The 15,429-nt window shown below is 63.6% G+C and carries 13 protein-coding genes; 6 read left to right on the forward strand and 7 right to left on the reverse strand.

Features of this window, described 5'->3' with window-relative positions; all coding sequences use genetic code 11:
* Nucleotides 1–78: 78 nt before the first annotated feature.
* Nucleotides 79–492 (forward strand): Hpt domain-containing protein, encoded by a 414-nt coding sequence (locus tag ABFC66_RS08960; RefSeq protein WP_346740607.1) that lies wholly within the window; start codon nucleotides 79–81, stop codon nucleotides 490–492.
* 21 nt (nucleotides 493–513) lie between these two features.
* Here ABFC66_RS08960 and ABFC66_RS08965 read toward each other — a convergent pair whose 3' ends face one another.
* A complete protein-coding gene (locus tag ABFC66_RS08965) occupies nucleotides 514–2,325 on the reverse strand; it encodes a response regulator (protein WP_346740608.1) in 1,812 nt (603 codons plus the stop codon).
* A 316-nt stretch (nucleotides 2,326–2,641) separates the two neighbouring features.
* Between ABFC66_RS08965 and ABFC66_RS08970 the strand changes: the two genes are divergently transcribed.
* Nucleotides 2,642–5,344: a bifunctional acetate--CoA ligase family protein/GNAT family N-acetyltransferase gene (locus tag ABFC66_RS08970; protein WP_346740609.1), complete on the forward strand. Its 2,703-nt coding sequence runs from the start codon at nucleotides 2,642–2,644 to the stop codon at nucleotides 5,342–5,344.
* A 60-nt stretch (nucleotides 5,345–5,404) separates the two neighbouring features.
* Here the strand turns inward: ABFC66_RS08970 and ABFC66_RS08975 are convergent, their stop codons facing one another.
* Entirely contained in the window at nucleotides 5,405–5,869 is a 465-nt protein-coding gene (locus ABFC66_RS08975; RefSeq protein WP_346740610.1) for an Hsp20 family protein, read from the reverse strand.
* Nucleotides 5,870–6,159: 290 nt separating this feature from the next.
* On the opposite strand from ABFC66_RS08975, the gene ABFC66_RS08980 reads away from it, so the two are divergent.
* From ABFC66_RS08980 to ABFC66_RS08990, 3 genes are all read left to right on the forward strand, one after another.
* Nucleotides 6,160–6,609, forward strand: coding sequence for a hypothetical protein (locus ABFC66_RS08980; protein ID WP_346740611.1), 450 nt, complete (start codon nucleotides 6,160–6,162; stop codon nucleotides 6,607–6,609).
* 130 nt (nucleotides 6,610–6,739) lie between these two features.
* The gene (locus ABFC66_RS08985) at nucleotides 6,740–7,084 is read left to right on the forward strand and encodes an SCP2 sterol-binding domain-containing protein (RefSeq protein WP_346740612.1); all 345 of its coding nucleotides are present in this window, start codon (nucleotides 6,740–6,742) and stop codon (nucleotides 7,082–7,084) included.
* Complete coding sequence (locus tag ABFC66_RS08990; RefSeq protein ID WP_346740613.1) at nucleotides 7,084–8,055, forward strand: alpha/beta hydrolase; 972 nt, start codon at nucleotides 7,084–7,086, stop codon at nucleotides 8,053–8,055. Before ABFC66_RS08985 ends, ABFC66_RS08990 begins: the two co-directional genes overlap by 1 nt.
* Here the strand turns inward: ABFC66_RS08990 and hisN are convergent.
* The 5 genes from hisN to ABFC66_RS09015 form a co-directional block, all read right to left on the reverse strand.
* Nucleotides 8,047–8,853, reverse strand: a complete 807-nt coding sequence (hisN, locus tag ABFC66_RS08995; protein ID WP_346740614.1) for a histidinol-phosphatase — start codon at nucleotides 8,851–8,853, stop codon at nucleotides 8,047–8,049. The two genes, ABFC66_RS08990 and hisN, sit on opposite strands and share 9 nt — an antisense overlap.
* Before the next feature lie 162 nt (nucleotides 8,854–9,015).
* A complete protein-coding gene (locus ABFC66_RS09000; RefSeq protein WP_346740615.1) occupies nucleotides 9,016–10,023 on the reverse strand; it encodes an amidohydrolase family protein in 1,008 nt (335 codons plus the stop codon).
* Nucleotides 10,024–10,147: 124 nt separating this feature from the next.
* Complete coding sequence (gene typA, locus ABFC66_RS09005; protein WP_346740616.1) at nucleotides 10,148–11,998, reverse strand: translational GTPase TypA; 1,851 nt, start codon at nucleotides 11,996–11,998, stop codon at nucleotides 10,148–10,150.
* 156 nt (nucleotides 11,999–12,154) lie between these two features.
* Nucleotides 12,155–13,288: a glycosyltransferase family 1 protein gene (locus ABFC66_RS09010; protein ID WP_346740617.1), complete on the reverse strand. Its 1,134-nt coding sequence runs from the start codon at nucleotides 13,286–13,288 to the stop codon at nucleotides 12,155–12,157.
* 26 nt (nucleotides 13,289–13,314) lie between these two features.
* Nucleotides 13,315–14,358, reverse strand: a complete 1,044-nt coding sequence (locus ABFC66_RS09015; RefSeq protein ID WP_346740618.1) for a UDP-2,3-diacylglucosamine diphosphatase — start codon at nucleotides 14,356–14,358, stop codon at nucleotides 13,315–13,317.
* Between the two features lie 172 nt (nucleotides 14,359–14,530).
* Here ABFC66_RS09015 and ABFC66_RS09020 point away from each other — a divergent pair, with 172 nt between their 5' ends.
* A complete protein-coding gene (locus ABFC66_RS09020) occupies nucleotides 14,531–15,424 on the forward strand; it encodes a diacylglycerol kinase family protein (protein ID WP_346740619.1) in 894 nt (297 codons plus the stop codon).
* Nucleotides 15,425–15,429 lie beyond the last annotated feature (5 nt).

Here is a 15,429-nt window from a genome sequence, read left to right on the forward strand (position 1 = left end):
TGCTCTTTAGCCTTCATTAAGCCTACGGCCGCTAGGCTCGCGGAGCCGGAGTCTCCCCGGCAGCATCCGGGGTCAGGCATGACGAATCCGAACTCTGCACCAAGCTACGACGAGATGATCGCGCAGGCGGAAGCCGCGATCGCGAGCTTGCGCGGCGCATATCGCGAGCAGCTGACCGAAGATGTAGCGGCTCTTGCCGACATCTGGTCGCGGCTCGATCCGAACGCTCCCGATGCAACCCTCGACGAGGTTCACGCCCTTGCTCACAATATCAAGGGGCAGGGCGGTTCATTCGGCTATGATCTCGTCACCTCGATTGGCGCGTCTCTCTGCGATTACCTGCGCAGCGGGCATCGCGTATCGGCGAAAGAGCGCGATATCGTCCATGCGCATCTCAGGCTTCTGAAGCTCGTCAGCGACAATGATATTGCGGGGACGGGCGGTGAGATGGGGCAGCGCGTTGTCGAGAAACTGCGCACGCTGACGAGCTGACCGATATCTGGGGCTGCGGATCTAGTCGATGAGATCGGCGAGATCGTCCAGAACATTTTCAAGCAGCGCCGCGTGGCTCGGCTCGTTCTCCCCGCGATCCGTCGCTTCCGTTCCGGATTCCGCCGTCGCCGTCTTCGTGGTCAGGACGCGGGCCATCTCTCCGACGAGAATGTCGATCTTGAAGGGCTTGGCAACGAACCCGTCCATGCCCGCGGCAAGATAGCTCTGTCGATGCCGCTCGGTCGAGTGGGCGGTCAGGGCGATGATCGGGATCGTCCGCCATGGTTCGTCTACGGAACGGATGATCTTGGTCGCAAGAATGCCATCGACTTCGGGCATCTGAATGTCCATCAGCACGAGATCGAAGCGGCCGGCATGCAGCGCGCGGACCGCTTCCGCACCGTTATTGGCGATGGTCAGGCGGTGACCGAGCCGTTCTATGACGGCGCCCACCAGCTTCTGATTGACGGCCTGATCCTCAGCGAGAAGCACGTTGAGGCCCGTCTCGCCGCGTTGACCTTCCGCCTGCTCGGCTTTGGCCGTTGTGTCGTGAACAGATGAAATCCCTGCGGGAGGGCGGCGTTCCGTGTCCCGTCTGGCCTGCGCGAGCGCCGCTGCCGTCTGCGCGAGCTTCGCGCGTTCGCGCTCGAGTTCGAGCTGGGTCTCCTGCAATTCCGTTACCCGCGCGGCGAGTTCTATCTCACTCCTGCGCAGCGCGTATTTCGTATCCTTCACATGCGTGATGTCGGTTTCGACCACAATGAAGTGTTCGATCTCTCGATCATCGCCCCAGATCGGGCGTGCCTCGATGGAGGCCCAATAGGCGTGTCCCGCCTTGGTCTGGTTGTGCATCTCGATGTTGAACGGTTCGGCACGGCGCCAGCTTTCGCAGAGCGCTTTTACGGCGCCGATCGGTCGCGCATAGCTGGCAAGGATTTCCTCGGCCGTATGGCCTTCGATTTCCGACCGCTCGAAGCCCGTCAGCGCGACGAAGCCCGCATTGCTCCACACGATCCGGCCGGTGGCATCCGCGATCAACACGCCGGCCTGTGTTCCGTTCGCGACGAGCGCAAGCATCCTGTTCGCGCGCAGGCTGTCGGTGAATCTCGACCATGTGTCGCTGAAAATGTCGGCGAGTGCGCCGATCTCGTTTGGAGGCATGTCCGAAGGCGGTTCGAAATGCCCCTCCGAGTTGCTTCGCCGGATTGCATCGGCAAGCCTGGTTATGGGCCGCACGACGCCGCCACGAACGAGCGCGTAGATTGTGCCGAGCAGCACAATGAGAGCTGCGAAGCGGCGCAGGCCGGACATGATGAGCGTATGGCTCATTTCCCTGCGCACGGAATCGAGGTCGATCACGGCGACCATGACGCTGCCGAGACGTGTCAGCGGCGCGATGCGAATCCACCTTTGCTTCCGGTCGAGGCCGACGTCGAAGCCGTGCACAGACTGGTCGTCGAAACTGAGGGAGAGGGCTGCGCGGATGCGCGGCTCGTTCAGAAGCGCGCCGTCATCGGGGCTGCGTTCCGTGCCCGCAAGCCTGCGGCCTTGAGGATCGACGATGTAGAGGCCGAGAAGGTCGGGGAATGTATGCGCGTTGCGGTCCATCCATTGCTCGGCCTGGCGAAGCGAGAAGGACGGGTTGGCCTCGGCGATCAGGCTGAAGCCGTCGGTCACCGCGCCCGCGCGCAGAGACACCTGGTCGCGCAGGCGGTCGGCTGCGTCGCGGTAGTCGAGCGCGATCTGCACGCTCGTCAAAAGGAAGCTGACAAGCAGGAACCCGGCTGCGAATTCGCGCGACAGCCGTCGTCTTCGGCCAATGGCGACGCTCATGCCACGCCGCCGGGAAACAGGACGGGGCATGGCAATGGCTCCGGCCGGGGACCGGGACGAATGCTCCCCCTGTCTAAGCGCAAATCGAGCGGCATGCCCCTCTGCTCCTGTGATCAGATATCCTTCTAAACTCGCCGGGTTAAGGCCTTGCTAAAATGACCATTTCAGACTTAACGAAACCTTACGAAGCTCTTCCTGCTGCGCCGCGGCAAAAGGTGGCGCATGCCTCCTGTCGTTCCTTCATAGTGTTGGAACAATATGTACGAGGCGATAATCCGCCGGTCCTTCGCGCCCTTACGACAAAGGCCTCTCCCGCATGACAATCCGTAATCTCGACAAGATGTTTGCCCCTCGCTCGGTCGCGCTGATCGGCGCAAGCGCCAGGGAGAAGAGCATCGGACAGGTGGTGCTCAAGAATCTGACCGGTGCGGGCTTTGCGGGCCGCATCATGGCCGTCAATCCCAAGGCGGGGGCGATGAACGGACGCCTCGGCGGCGTGGAGGTGGTGCCCGATGTGGCGAGCCTGCCCGAGGTGCCCGATCTCGCCGTCATTGCGACGCCGGCCCAGACCGTTCCCGGCGTGGTCGCGGAACTGGGCGCGAAGGGTACGCGCGCCGCCGTTGTCATCACGGCGGGTTTTGCTGAACTGGGGGAAGAGGGCAAGGCGCTCCAGATGAAGATTCTGGAAGCCGCGAAGCCCACCCTCATGCGCATCGTCGGTCCGAACTGCCTGGGCATCATGGTGCCGGGCATGGGGCTCAACGCATCCTTCGCGCATTTGACGCCGCTCAAGGGCGACATCGCCTTCGTCTCGCAATCGGGCGCGATCGTGACCGCTGTCCTCGACTGGGCGACGACGCGCGGCATCGGCTTTTCGCACGTCGTATCCTTCGGCGGCATGTCCGATGTCGATTTCGGCGACATGCTCGACTTCCTTGCGCAGGATCCAAAGACGCGCAGCATTCTTCTCTATGTCGAATCCGTGCGCGAGGCGCGGAAGTTCATGTCGGCGGGCAGGCAGGCTGCGCGCCTGAAGCCCGTCATCGTGGTCAAGTCGGGAAAGCATGCCGCAGCTGCCAAGGCTGCCGCATCGCATACCGGCGCGCTGGCCGGATCGGATGCGGTTTACGAAGCCGCCTTCCAGCGCGCGGGCATGCTGCGCGTCGACGGCCTCGATGATCTTTTCGAGGCGATTGAAACGCTGTCGACGCGGCCGGAACGTAAGCCGCTCGCCGGCACGAAGCTCAGCATTCTGACGAATGGCGGAGGCGTCGGCGTCCTTGCCACCGACTTCCTGCTCGATCTTGGTGGACGGCTTGCCGAGATCACGCCTGAAACGGTGGCCGCGCTCGACGCCGTTCTGCCCCGCACATGGAGCCGTGGCAACCCGGTCGACATTATCGGCGATGCGCCCGCCGAGCGTTATACGGCGGCTATCGATCTGCTGCTCAAGGACAAGAACACGGATGCATTGCTGGTGATGAACTGCCCGACGGCGGTGGTCGACAACGTGGCTGCGGCGCATGTCGTGGCGGATGCGGCGCTCAAGAGCGGAAAGCCCGTATTCACGAGCTGGCTTGGCGATGCAGGGGCGAAGGCGGGGCGCGAAGTCTTCCTCGACCGCAAGGTGCCGACTTTCGATACGCCAAGTCAGGCGATCACTGCCTTCATGCATCAGGTGCGCTATCAGCGGAACCAGCGGCTTCTGATGGAAATTCCGCCTGCCGGCCCCGCCTGGCCCGACCGCGATCTCACGACCGCACGACGCATCGTCGATACCGTTCTCGCGGAGAAGCGCGAATGGCTGAACGAAATGGAATCGAAGGCGCTGCTCGCGGCTTACCGCATCCCCGTGGTCGATACCCGGATCGTGCGCGATGCCGAGGAGGCGGCGCGCGTCGCCAAGGAGATCGGCTTTCCCGCGGCGATCAAGATTCTCTCGCCGCAGATCACCCACAAGACCGACGTCGGCGGTGTGGCCCTCGGCCTCGAAAATGCCGATGCGGTGCGCGCCGCAGCCACGAGGATGCTCGCCGATGTCGCGAAGGCCGCGCCCCATGCGAAGATCGAGGGCTTCACGGTGGAAGCCATGGTGAGCCGCCCCAGCGCGTTTGAACTCATTCTTGGCATTGTGGACGACGCGACCTTCGGCCCGGTCATCCTGTTCGGTCAAGGCGGTACGGCGGTTGAGGTCATTCGCGACAAGGCGATGGCGCTGCCGCCGCTCAATCGGGCGCTGGCCGAGGACCTCATTCGCCGCACCAGGATTTCGCGCCTGCTCGAAGGCTATCGCGACAGGCCGGGCGCCGACTTCGATGCGATCTCCGGCACGTTGATGGCACTGGGCGATCTCGTCGCCGATCTGCCGGAGGTCTATGAACTCGACATCAACCCGCTCTGGGCGGACCATCGGGGTGTCATTGCGGTCGACGCCCGGGTGCGCGTGCGCCCGCCACTTCTTGCGGGCACACGCCGTCTTGCCGTGCGGCCCTACCCCTCAAATCTCGAAGGCGAGCTTCACGATCGCAAGGGCCATGTCTTCCCGCTGCGCCCGGTCAGGCCCGAGGACACGGCACTCATCGACGTTCTTCTGGATCATACCGATCCGGAGGATCTTCGCATGCGCTTCCTCTCGCCGCTTCGCCGCCTGCCGCGCCAGCTTGCCGCGCGTCTGACGCAGATTGACTATGACCGCGAGATGGCTTTCGTCGTCTTCACCGACGAGAGCCGACAGGAACTCGCCGCCGTTGGCCGTCTCTCGGAAGACCCTGATCGCGAGCGTGCCGAATATGCAATTCTGGTGCGAACCGACAAGCAGGGCATCGGCCTTGGTCATTCGCTGATGAAGCACCTGATTGCCTATGCGGAATATCGCGGCGTCGGCGAGATATTCGGCCATGTGCTGCGCGAGAATGGCCACATGCTCGATCTCTGCGAGGCGCTGGGCTTTGTGCGCGAACGTCTCGAAGGCGAGCCGGGCGTGGTCGAGATGCGGCTTGCGCTTCCCAAGGCGAAATAGGCACAAAAAAGGGAGCGCCCCTTGTGGGCGCTCCCGGTATCCGTCGGTCGATGTCGTCGCTTATTCGGCAGCGGCGAGATTGCCTTCAATGGTCTTGCGCGCCGGCGCGGCGGTCGAAATTGCGATCTGGCGCGGCTTCATCTGTTCCGGAATCTGGCGGACCAGATCGACATGCAGCAAGCCGTTCTCGAGATGCGCGCCCTTTACCTCTACGTGGTCGGCGAGCTGGAAGCGGCGCTCGAAGCTGCGCCCGGCAATGCCCTGATAGAGGTAGTTCGCGGCTTCAGGTTCGGTGCGCTTGCCGGAAATGGTGAGCACGTTCTGCTTCACCTCGATGGAGAGATCTTTTTCGGCAAAGCCTGCAACCGCCATGGTGATGCGGTAGTCGCTCTCGCCGAGGCGTTCGATGTTGTAGGGCGGGTAGGTGGGCTGGCTCGCGTCGCGCGTCACCGAGTCGAGCAGCGACTGGAGCTGGTCAAAACCGACGGTGGAACGGTAGAGCGGGGAAAAATCGAAGGCTCGCATGGTGTGACATCCTCTTGAAGCGATGGCGATTCCACGGGCGCAAGGCTCCCTCGCCGCCATTTGGCCGGCTCGCCTTCCGCCCCCCGGACCCGCCCAGGCGGCGTCCGGTGCATTTGAATTAGGTAGGCCGCAGGCCGGATTCAAGACGGCGGCGAGCGGCTTTGCGCCGCCCCGAATCACGACTTTTCGTGAATGCAGCCTGAATGGCCGGCCCAGCCTTCGTTCAGGCCCATGGGCGCATTCTTCGCCTCAAGGATCGATATTCGGTCCACATGCCAAGGAGGCAGACCATGAAAAAGCTTCTCGCCCTTGCCGGTCTCGCGACGGCTCTTTTCGCGGCGGTTCCCATGGCGGCGCAGGCCGACAGCTACCGCCATGTTGAGCGTGACGGCCCGCGCGGCGGCCACTACGAGCGCGATGTCTATCGCGACAATGATCGCCTCGGGGATCGCCACGGGGATCGCCACGGAGACCGCGATTGGGGACGCCGTGGTCCGGATCGCCACGGGGATCGCGACTGGGGACGCCACGGTCCGGATCGCCGCGACTACCACCGCATGGAGCGCCGCGACTTCGGCTATTGGCGTCCGCATCTGGAACGCGCCCGCTACCACCATTTCGGCCGTCCGGCTTTCTATGACGACTATTACCGCGTTCCCTGCCGCGACGAGCGGGGCCGCATGGTGATGCTGACGCTGAGCGCCTATACGGGAGCGATCCTCTCCGTCAGCTTCCGCTAGGCGCTCGACTCCGCCAGGTGCTCGGCGGAAGGAAGGCCCCGCTTCGGCGGGGCCTTTTGTTTGCGGCCTTGCCGCGAGGGCGCCCAAGGTGCTGATATGGTGACAATCAGAAACGGCAGGCGCACCCCGCATGAAAGCCAAGTCCATCCCCGTCGATGCCCAAGCGGCCGTTGCCGAAATCACGGCGCTTTTGCGCCATGTGCTTGAAGGCGAGAATCTGGGCGCCAAGCTCAAATTCGATTACGGCGCGGCAGGATGCGTGGTGGTGGATGGGCGCAAGGTGCCCAACGACGTTCACAACCGCAATGAGGAAGCCGACTGCACGGTGCAGATCGATCCGCTTCTTCATCTGCGCATTCTGCATTCCGAAGTCGATCTGACGACCGCTTTCCGGCAGGGCAAGATGCGCGTCATGGGCGACGTGGGTGTCGCCGTGGGACTCACGCCTATCGTCGCCAGAAAAAATCAGGCCTGATGCCGGCTGTGCTCTCTCCCGCTCCCATCGTCGAAATTGCCGACAATCCGGCGCCGCGAGGCGCCGCCGCCTTCTGGATCGAGGCGCGAGATGGCACACGCCTGCGTGCGCTCACCTGGACGCCCGAGGCGGCCGGCATCGCGCAACCGCGCGGCTCGGTCTTCGTCTTCAGCGGACGCACGGAATTTAGCGAGAAATATTTCGAGGTGATCGGCGAGCTGATCGCGCGCGGCTTCGCGGTTGCGACGCTCGACTGGCGTGGGCAGGGCCTCTCCGATCGCGCGTTGCCCGATCCGCGCAAGGGTCATGTCGGCGATTTTACCGAATTCGACGACGATCTCGCGAGCTTCATGGGCACGGTCGCTCCGGATTTCCCAAAGCCATGGATCGCGCTCGCGCATTCCATGGGGGGCAATATTCTGACGCGCGGCGCGCACGACCATCCGGAATGGTTTTCCGCGCTTGTGCTTTCAGCGCCCATGCTGGGGCTGCGCCTCGGCAAGACGATCAGACTGATCCGCATGCTCGCTATCGCCGCGACGCGCTTCGGCCTTGGCGACCGATATGTGCCGGGCGGCAACGCGAAGGCCGCGCATGAACTTCCGTTCGAGGAAACGGTGCTCACGCATGACGCGCGGTGCTATGCGATCTATCAGGCGCTGACGCGGAAGGAGCCGAAGCTCGGCCTCGGTTCGGCAACCTTCGGCTGGCTTGCTGCGGCTTTCCGATCCATAGAGCAGGTCATGACGCCTGCATGGCTCGGTGCGATCAAGGTGCCGGTTCTGATTTCAGTTGCGGGGCACGATCAACTGATCGAGCGCTCGTCGCTGGAAGCGGCGGCAAAGATGCTGCCCGACGCTCAACTCATTGCGGTGGAAGGCTCCGATCACGAAGTGCTGATCGAGACCGACGATCTGAGGGCGCAATTCTGGCGCGCCTTCGACGCCTTTATCGGCCGTTGCTCAGGCTGAAGCCTTCGAGAGGATTTCCAGAGCCGCCGCGTGAAGCTCCGGCGTCGCCGCCGCGACGACCGAGCCGCCCAATTGCGGATCGCCGCCCGTCCAGCTCGTCACCACCCCGCCCGCATGTTCGATCACCGGCATCAGCGCCTGAATGTCGTAAGGCTGAAGGCTCGACTCGATGACGAGGTCCAGAGTGCCCGCGGCGAGCAGGCAATAGAAATAGCAATCGCCGCCGAAGCGACGGAGGCGCACCTTGCTGCTGATTTCGCGGAAGGCGGATTTGCTCGCCTCGTCCTTGAACATCGCGGGGTCGGTGTTGCCGAGCAGCGCGTCTTCAAGCTTGGTGCAGCTGCTTGTCCTGAGGGCGCGGCGCTCGTGGCGGCCGATGAGTTCGGAGCCGCCGGGCCGGCCGAGAAAGCGTTCGCCGATATAGGGCTGGTCCATCAGCCCGATGACGGGCTTCGATCCGTCGTTAAGCGCGATCAGCGTGCCCCAGAGCGGCACGCCGGAGATGAACGAGCGGGTGCCGTCGATCGGGTCGATGACCCAGGTGAGCGGGCTCGTGCCTGCTTCCTTGCCGTGCTCTTCGCCATAGATGCCGTGCTCGGGATAATGGTTCTTGATAAGCGCGCGGATCGCGTGTTCCGCATCGCGGTCTGCTGCCGTCACCGGATCGAAGACATATTCCCCGCGCTTGTTGTCCACCGAAAGACCGGAGCGGAAATGCGGCAGCGTGACTTTCGCAGCGGCATCCGCGAGACGCTGGGCGAAGGTCGAGAGTTCGTCGATTTCGGAAGAGGAAAGCATGAACGGCTCTTTGCTATGGGCAGAAGCTTATACCGCGTTTTGCGGCCGGTCAGAAGGTAGATGGATGCCGGATCAGGTCCGGCATGACGACGTCATGGGCGCGCGTTCGCCAAACAACAACCGTCACCCCGGACTTGATCCGGGGTCCATCTCGTCGCGCGGCTAACCCAGCCGGTAAACGCGCTTCGCCGTGTCGTGGAAAAGGGCGGCCTTCTCCCCGGCGTCGAAGCCTGCGGCGATCTTCTTGAACGCGTTCCAGAGCACGGGCGCCGAGCAGGAAAGCTTGTCCACCGGGAAATTGCTTTCGAACATGCAGCGGTCGGGGCCGAAGGCGTCGATGGTGTGGAGGTAATAGTCCTGCGTCGCGGCGACGAGTTCGTCGGATGTCGGCGGTATGTCGCGCTTGTGCCAGTCGAAGCCGTTCACGGCCATGTTGATGCCGCCGATCTTGGCCACGACGTTCGGGCATTCCGAAAGCTCGACGATGTCAGTCATCCATTGCGCGAAGATTTCGGAGCGCCGGCCCGCATGCTTGCCGATGCCGAGCGGCCCGCCGAAATGATCGAGGATGATCGGTGTTTCCGGGAAGGCGCGGGCAAGCTCGGTCAGTTCGGGGATCTGGTGGTGATAGAGCCAGGCATCGAAGCTGAGGCCGTATTTCGCGAGCCGCGCAAAGCCCTCACGGAATTTCGGCATGCCGAAGAGGCCCGGAGGCGGATTGGTATGCGACGGGCGCACTTCCGGGCTGTCGTCGAAGGCGGAGGCGTGACGAATGCCGCGAAAGCGCTGCGGCGCGGCTGCAATATGCGCTTCGAGCACCTCGTCCACGGCGGCGCCGAGGGCGAGGTCGGCAAAGCCTACAATGCCCGCGCAGGCGCGCATCTTGCCGTAAAGCCCGCTCGCCGACTGCGCGGCGATGCCGTTCACGAATTCCGTCTCGCCGACGGGTTTCAGATGTTCCGGCCCCTCGGCGCGGTACATCGCCGTACATTCGACGAAGACCGTGGCGACGATATTGTGGCCCGTGTTCTGCGTGTCGGCATTCAGCTCGTCCAGCATGTAGCGCGAGCCGGGAAAGTCCCAGAGATGGTGGTGCGGGTCGATGATCGGCAGATCGGGCTCGATGATCTCTTCGCGGACCTTCTTCAGCCATTCGTCATTGGTCGCCATGGTCTCCTCCCTGTTGTTTTGGGAAAGAGTGGCATTGGCCCCGCGACGATACAACCATGTGCCAAACGAAAAGGCCGCGTCCCGAGGGGCGCGGCCTTTGCAGTCATGTAGGAGCGTCGATGCCTCAGGCGACCGAACGCGCGTATTTCTTGCGGTCGTTCGGGTCGAGCCAGCGCTTGCGCAGACGGATCGACTTCGGCGTCACCTCGACCAGCTCGTCGGCTTCGATATAGGCGATCGCCTGTTCGAGCGTCAGCGGGCGGGGCGGCGTCAGGCGGACGGCTTCGTCCTTCGACGTCGTGCGGATGTTGGTGAGCTGCTTGGCCCTCATCGGATTGACTTCGAGATCGTCGGGGCGCGCATTCTCGCCGATGATCATGCCGCGATAGATCTTGTCGCCGGGCGAGATGAAGAGTGTGCCGCGCTCTTCGATGTACCAGAGGCCATAGGGCACCGCCTCGCCATCGCTGGTCGAGATCAGGACGCCGTTGCGGCGGCCTTCGATTTCGCCGCGATAGGGTTCATAGGCCTTGAAGAGGCGGTTCATGACGCCTGTGCCGCGCGTGTCGGTCAGGAATTCGCCGTGATAGCCGATGAGGCCGCGCGAGGGGCAATGGAAGATGATGCGCGTCTTGCCAGCACCCGTGGAGCGCATGTCGACGAGTTCGCCCTTGCGCTGCGACATCTTCTCGATGACGACGCCGGTGAATTCGTCGTCGACGTCAATGGTCGCTTCCTCGATGGGTTCGAGGCGGCCGCCCTTCTCGTCCTCGCGATAGAGCACGCGGGGGCGCGAAATGCCAAGCTCGAAGCCTTCGCGGCGCATGGTTTCGATGAGCACGCCAAGCTGAAGTTCGCCACGGCCCGCCACGTCGAAGGCGTCGCCGCCTTCGCTGTCGCTGACGCGGATGGCGACGTTGCTTTCAGCCTCGCGCATCAGGCGGTCGCGGATGACGCGCGACTGCACCTTGGTGCCTTCGCGGCCAGCGAGCGGGCTGTCATTGATGGCGACGGTGATCGAGAGCGTCGGCGGGTCGATCGGAAGCGCCTTCAGGGGCTCGGTCACGGCGGCATCGGCGATCGTGTCGGCAACCGTGCCCTGTACGAGACCGGCGATGGCGACGATGTCGCCCGCGCTTGCTTCCTCGACTGGAATGCGCTGAATGCCGCGATAGGCAAGCACCTTGCTGATGCGGCCCTTTTCGACGACGCCTTCATCCTTGCGGAGAACCTGAACGGCCTGGTTCGTCTTGATCACGCCTTTCTCGATCTTGCCGGTCAGAATGCGGCCGAGATAGGGATCGGCTTCAATGGTCGTGACGAGCATCGCGAAGGGTTCTTCCTGCGAACCGTCATTTAGCGCCGCCGGCTCCGGGAAATGCGAGATGATCTTGGCGAAGAGGGGCTTCAGCCCGTTTTCCTTGGCATCCGGCGCCGAGAGGTCTTCACAGGCCCAACCCTGACGGGCCGAGGCGAAGATGCAGGGGAAGTCGAGCTGTTCGTCGGTCGCGCCGAGCGCGGCGAAGAGATCGAAGGCTTCGATATGGACTTCCTCGGGGCGGCCGTCCGGACGGTCGACCTTGTTGATGAGCACGATGGGCTTCAGGCCGAGGGCCAGGGCCTTCGAGGTCACGAACTTGGTCTGGGGAAGGGGGCCTTCCGCCGCGTCGACCAGAAGCACGACGCCATCGACCATGGAGAGGATACGCTCCACCTCGCCGCCGAAGTCGGCGTGGCCGGGCGTGTCGATGATGTTGATGCGGGTGTGATTGCCGCTTTCGTCGACCCAGTCGACGCTGGTGGGCTTCGCCAGAATGGTAATGCCGCGTTCGCGCTCGAGGTCGTTCGAGTCCATGACGCGTTCAGCAACCTGCTGGTTCTCGCGGAACGTGCCGGACTGGCGCAGAAGCTGATCTACCAGTGTGGTTTTCCCATGGTCGACATGGGCGATGATCGCAATATTACGAAGAGACATGAATTACCGCCGGGTGTTTTCGGGGCCCGGCCGGACGGATGATCGCGCACGGGGGCAGCCAAATCTGGCCGCCTTATAGCCCGGCGGGGGGCCTCGCGACAAGGATTCCTTCGCATTTGCGGCAAACGGCGGTGGTGAGCGCCCGCTCCGCAGGGTTCAGCAGGGGGCGGGCTCTTCCGCCTGACCTATCGAAGCGGCAGGTTCCGAAACCTCCGCCAACGCCAGATTTGAGAGGAACTGCCTCGTACAGGCCTCCCAGGAGAAATTCATCGCGAAATCGCGGCAGGCGGCAGGGGCTATTCCCAGAGCCTTGCGGCAGGCCTTGCCCAGATCGTTGTCGAGAACGCCGACCGGGGCATCGCCGATGACGTCGAGGGGGCCTTGCACGGGGTAGGCCGCAACGGGTGTGCCCGACGCCAGCGCCTCGATGAGGACGAGGCCGAAAGTGTCCGTCTTGCTCGGGAAGACGAAGCAATCGGCGGCGGCATAGGCATTGGCCAGGTCCTCGCCAAAGAGCGCCCCGGCGAAATGCACTTCGGGATGGCGCTTCCGCAGTGCCTCCAGTAGCGGGCCATTGCCCACCACCATTTTCGAGCCGGGGAGATCAAGTTCCAGAAAGGCCTCGATGTTCTTCTCGATGGCGACACGGCCGACATAGAGATAGACCGGGCGCGGCAGGTCGAGATAGTGCTCGCCGGCCAGCTTGGGGCGGGGACGGAAAAGCTCCGTATCGACGCCACGCGACCAGATCATGGGCTTGCCGAAGCCGCGCGCCTCAAGCTCCGCCTGAAGAGAGGGCGTTGCCACCATGACGCTCGTGGCCCTGGCATGGAACCAGCGCAGAAAGGCGTAGCTCCAGCTCAAGGGAAAGCCTGTTCGCGCGTAAAGATATTCGCCGAAGCGCGTGTGGAACGAGGTCGAGAAGGGCAGTCCGCGCTTCACGCAGTAATTGCGCGCGGCAAGGCCGAGCGGACCTTCGGTGGCGATATGAATGGCGTTGGGATTTGCTTCTTCGATGAGGCGTGCCAGACGGCGTGCCGGAAAGAGCGCAAGGCGGATTTCGGGGTAGCTCGGCATCGGGATTGTGGGGAAGCGGTCGGGCGTGATCGAGACGACTTCATGCCCCATCAGCTCGAGATTGCGCTTCAATTCGCCAAGTGTGCGAACGACGCCATTCACCTGCGGCGGCGCTGCGTCCGACACGATGACGAGCTTCAGCTTCGCGGCATCGCGCCCAAGCGCCGGCTCGGAAACGCGATAGGCCTTGCGTGACCGGAGTGCCCGGCTCAAGTCGGCTATCGTGCTGTAGGCTCCCATCAGGCGGCGTTCAACACCGCGGAAGTCTCGTCGTCGACTTCCGTTTCATGTGACGCCGCGCCGCCATCCTGTTCCCAGGAGAAGCGATGCCAGGTGATGATGCTCAGAATGCCCTCGTCGTCTTCGCTCAGCGCGGTGCAGCTTTCGACCCAGTCGCCATCGTTGCAATAAAGCACGCCGTCCATTTCGCGGATCTCGGCGTGATGGATGTGGCCGCAGATCACGCCGTCGACGCCGCGTTCGCGGGCCGAGCGCGCGACGGCGACCTCGTAGCTCGAAATATATTCGACCGCATTCTTGACCCGGTGCTTCAGATAGGACGAGAGCGACCAGTAGGGCAGGCCGAACAGGCGGCGGATTTCGTGCAGCCAATTGTTGAGCGCCAGCGCTGCGCCATAGGCGCGGTCGCCAAGATGCGCAAGCCATTTGGCATATTTGACGACGCTGTCGAACTGGTCGCCGTGAATGACGAGGAAGCGGCGGCCGTCCACCGTCTCGTGGATCATTTCGCCGATGACGTCGATGCCGCCGAAATTGAGGCCGGTATAGTCGCGCAGCGCTTCATCGTGATTGCCGGGCACATAGACGACGCTCGCGCCCTTGCGCGCCTTGCGCAGGATTTCCTGCACGACGGCGTTATGCGCCGCCGACCAGTACCAGGAGCGCTTCAGCCGCCAGCCATCGATGATGTCACCGACGAGATAGATGGTTTCGGCATCGTTGTGGCGCAGGAAGTCGAGCAGGAGATCGGCCTTGCAGCCCGGCGTGCCGAGATGAATGTCCGAGAGGAAAAGCGTGCGGTGCTTTTTCCGGTGCTTCGGCCTTGGGCCCGTAAGGCGTTCATCGAGACCGCCGCGCCTTGCACGCCGTGCAATGTCGCGCTTGCGGGGAACGCTTGTGTCCGCCGGCAGGTCGGCCATGAAGGGACCCTGTTTCGCCTTGCCGAAGGCGAGGGTTGTACTGAGCTGGTTCCAGGCCGTAGCGAGCAACGTCTTGTCCTTATCGGCTACGTCGGCACGCCAGTCACGGCAATCCGCCGACATTCGACCGCGGACCGGATGCGCCGCGGGAACTGATTTTGCCGGCGCTCGCCAGCTCGACAGTTAACCGCTATAAGCGGGGCATCTGAACCGCTACTGCCCCATATTCGGTGGTAGTCGACAAGATCTCGTGACGGATTGAAGACGCTTTGATGACACATGCGCCGGGGGATCCGTGCCGTTACGTCGCTCGTTCCACATCATCGTGAATCCGATCGCAGGCGCCCGGCGTTCGAGGTTGCTCAACGCAGTCGTCGAACGCCTGAGGCGCGGCGGGGCGGAGGTCACCGTCGAACCGACCGAGCGTCCGGGGCATGCGACGGAGCTGGCCCGGCGCGCGGCGGAGCGCGGACAGGCAGACGTTATCGTTGCCGCGGGCGGCGACGGCACCATCAACGAAGTGGCGCGTGGTCTTCTGGGGCAGGGCGTTCCGCTGGCGATCATTCCGCTCGGCACCGCGAATGTCCTGGCCATCGAACTCTCGCTTCGTCCGCGCGCAGGCGAAATTGCCGACATGCTGCTCACAGGTCCGGCACAGCTTGTCGGCACGGGTCTGGTCGGCGGCGAAATATTTCTGCTCATGGTCGGCGTCGGATTTGACGGCGTGGTCGTCCACGACATCAATCCGGCGCTGAAGAAACTCTGGGGCAAGGGCGCCTTCGTCTGGGCTGGCGTCAAGGCATGGTTCAAGGGGCCCGGCCGCGACATTCGCCTGATCGCCGATGGGCGCGAGAAGCGCGCGCAATGGGCCATTGTCGTGAACGGCCGTTATTTTGCCGGCCCCTATGTTCTCGCGTCGGAAGGCGACATATCGCAGCCGGGCCTGTTGCTCTATCTCTTCCGCAACGGCGGGCGTTTCGCGTTGATCCGCTATCTCGTCGCGCTGGGGCTCGGTCGCGTCGGGCGATTGCCCGATGTCGAGATCGTGCCGGTGCGGCAGGTGCGCTTTCTGGAACCCGAGGGGCTGGCGGTGGAAGTCGATGGCGATGCGCGCGGTACGCTGCCTCAGTCCGTCGAGCAGGGGACGCGCTTTCTGCGTCTCGTCGTCCCGGCAGGCTGGAAGGCCTGACCCGA

It is taken from the genome of Parvibaculum sp. (assembly GCF_039680535.1).
GTDB lineage: Bacteria > Pseudomonadota > Alphaproteobacteria > Parvibaculales > Parvibaculaceae > Parvibaculum.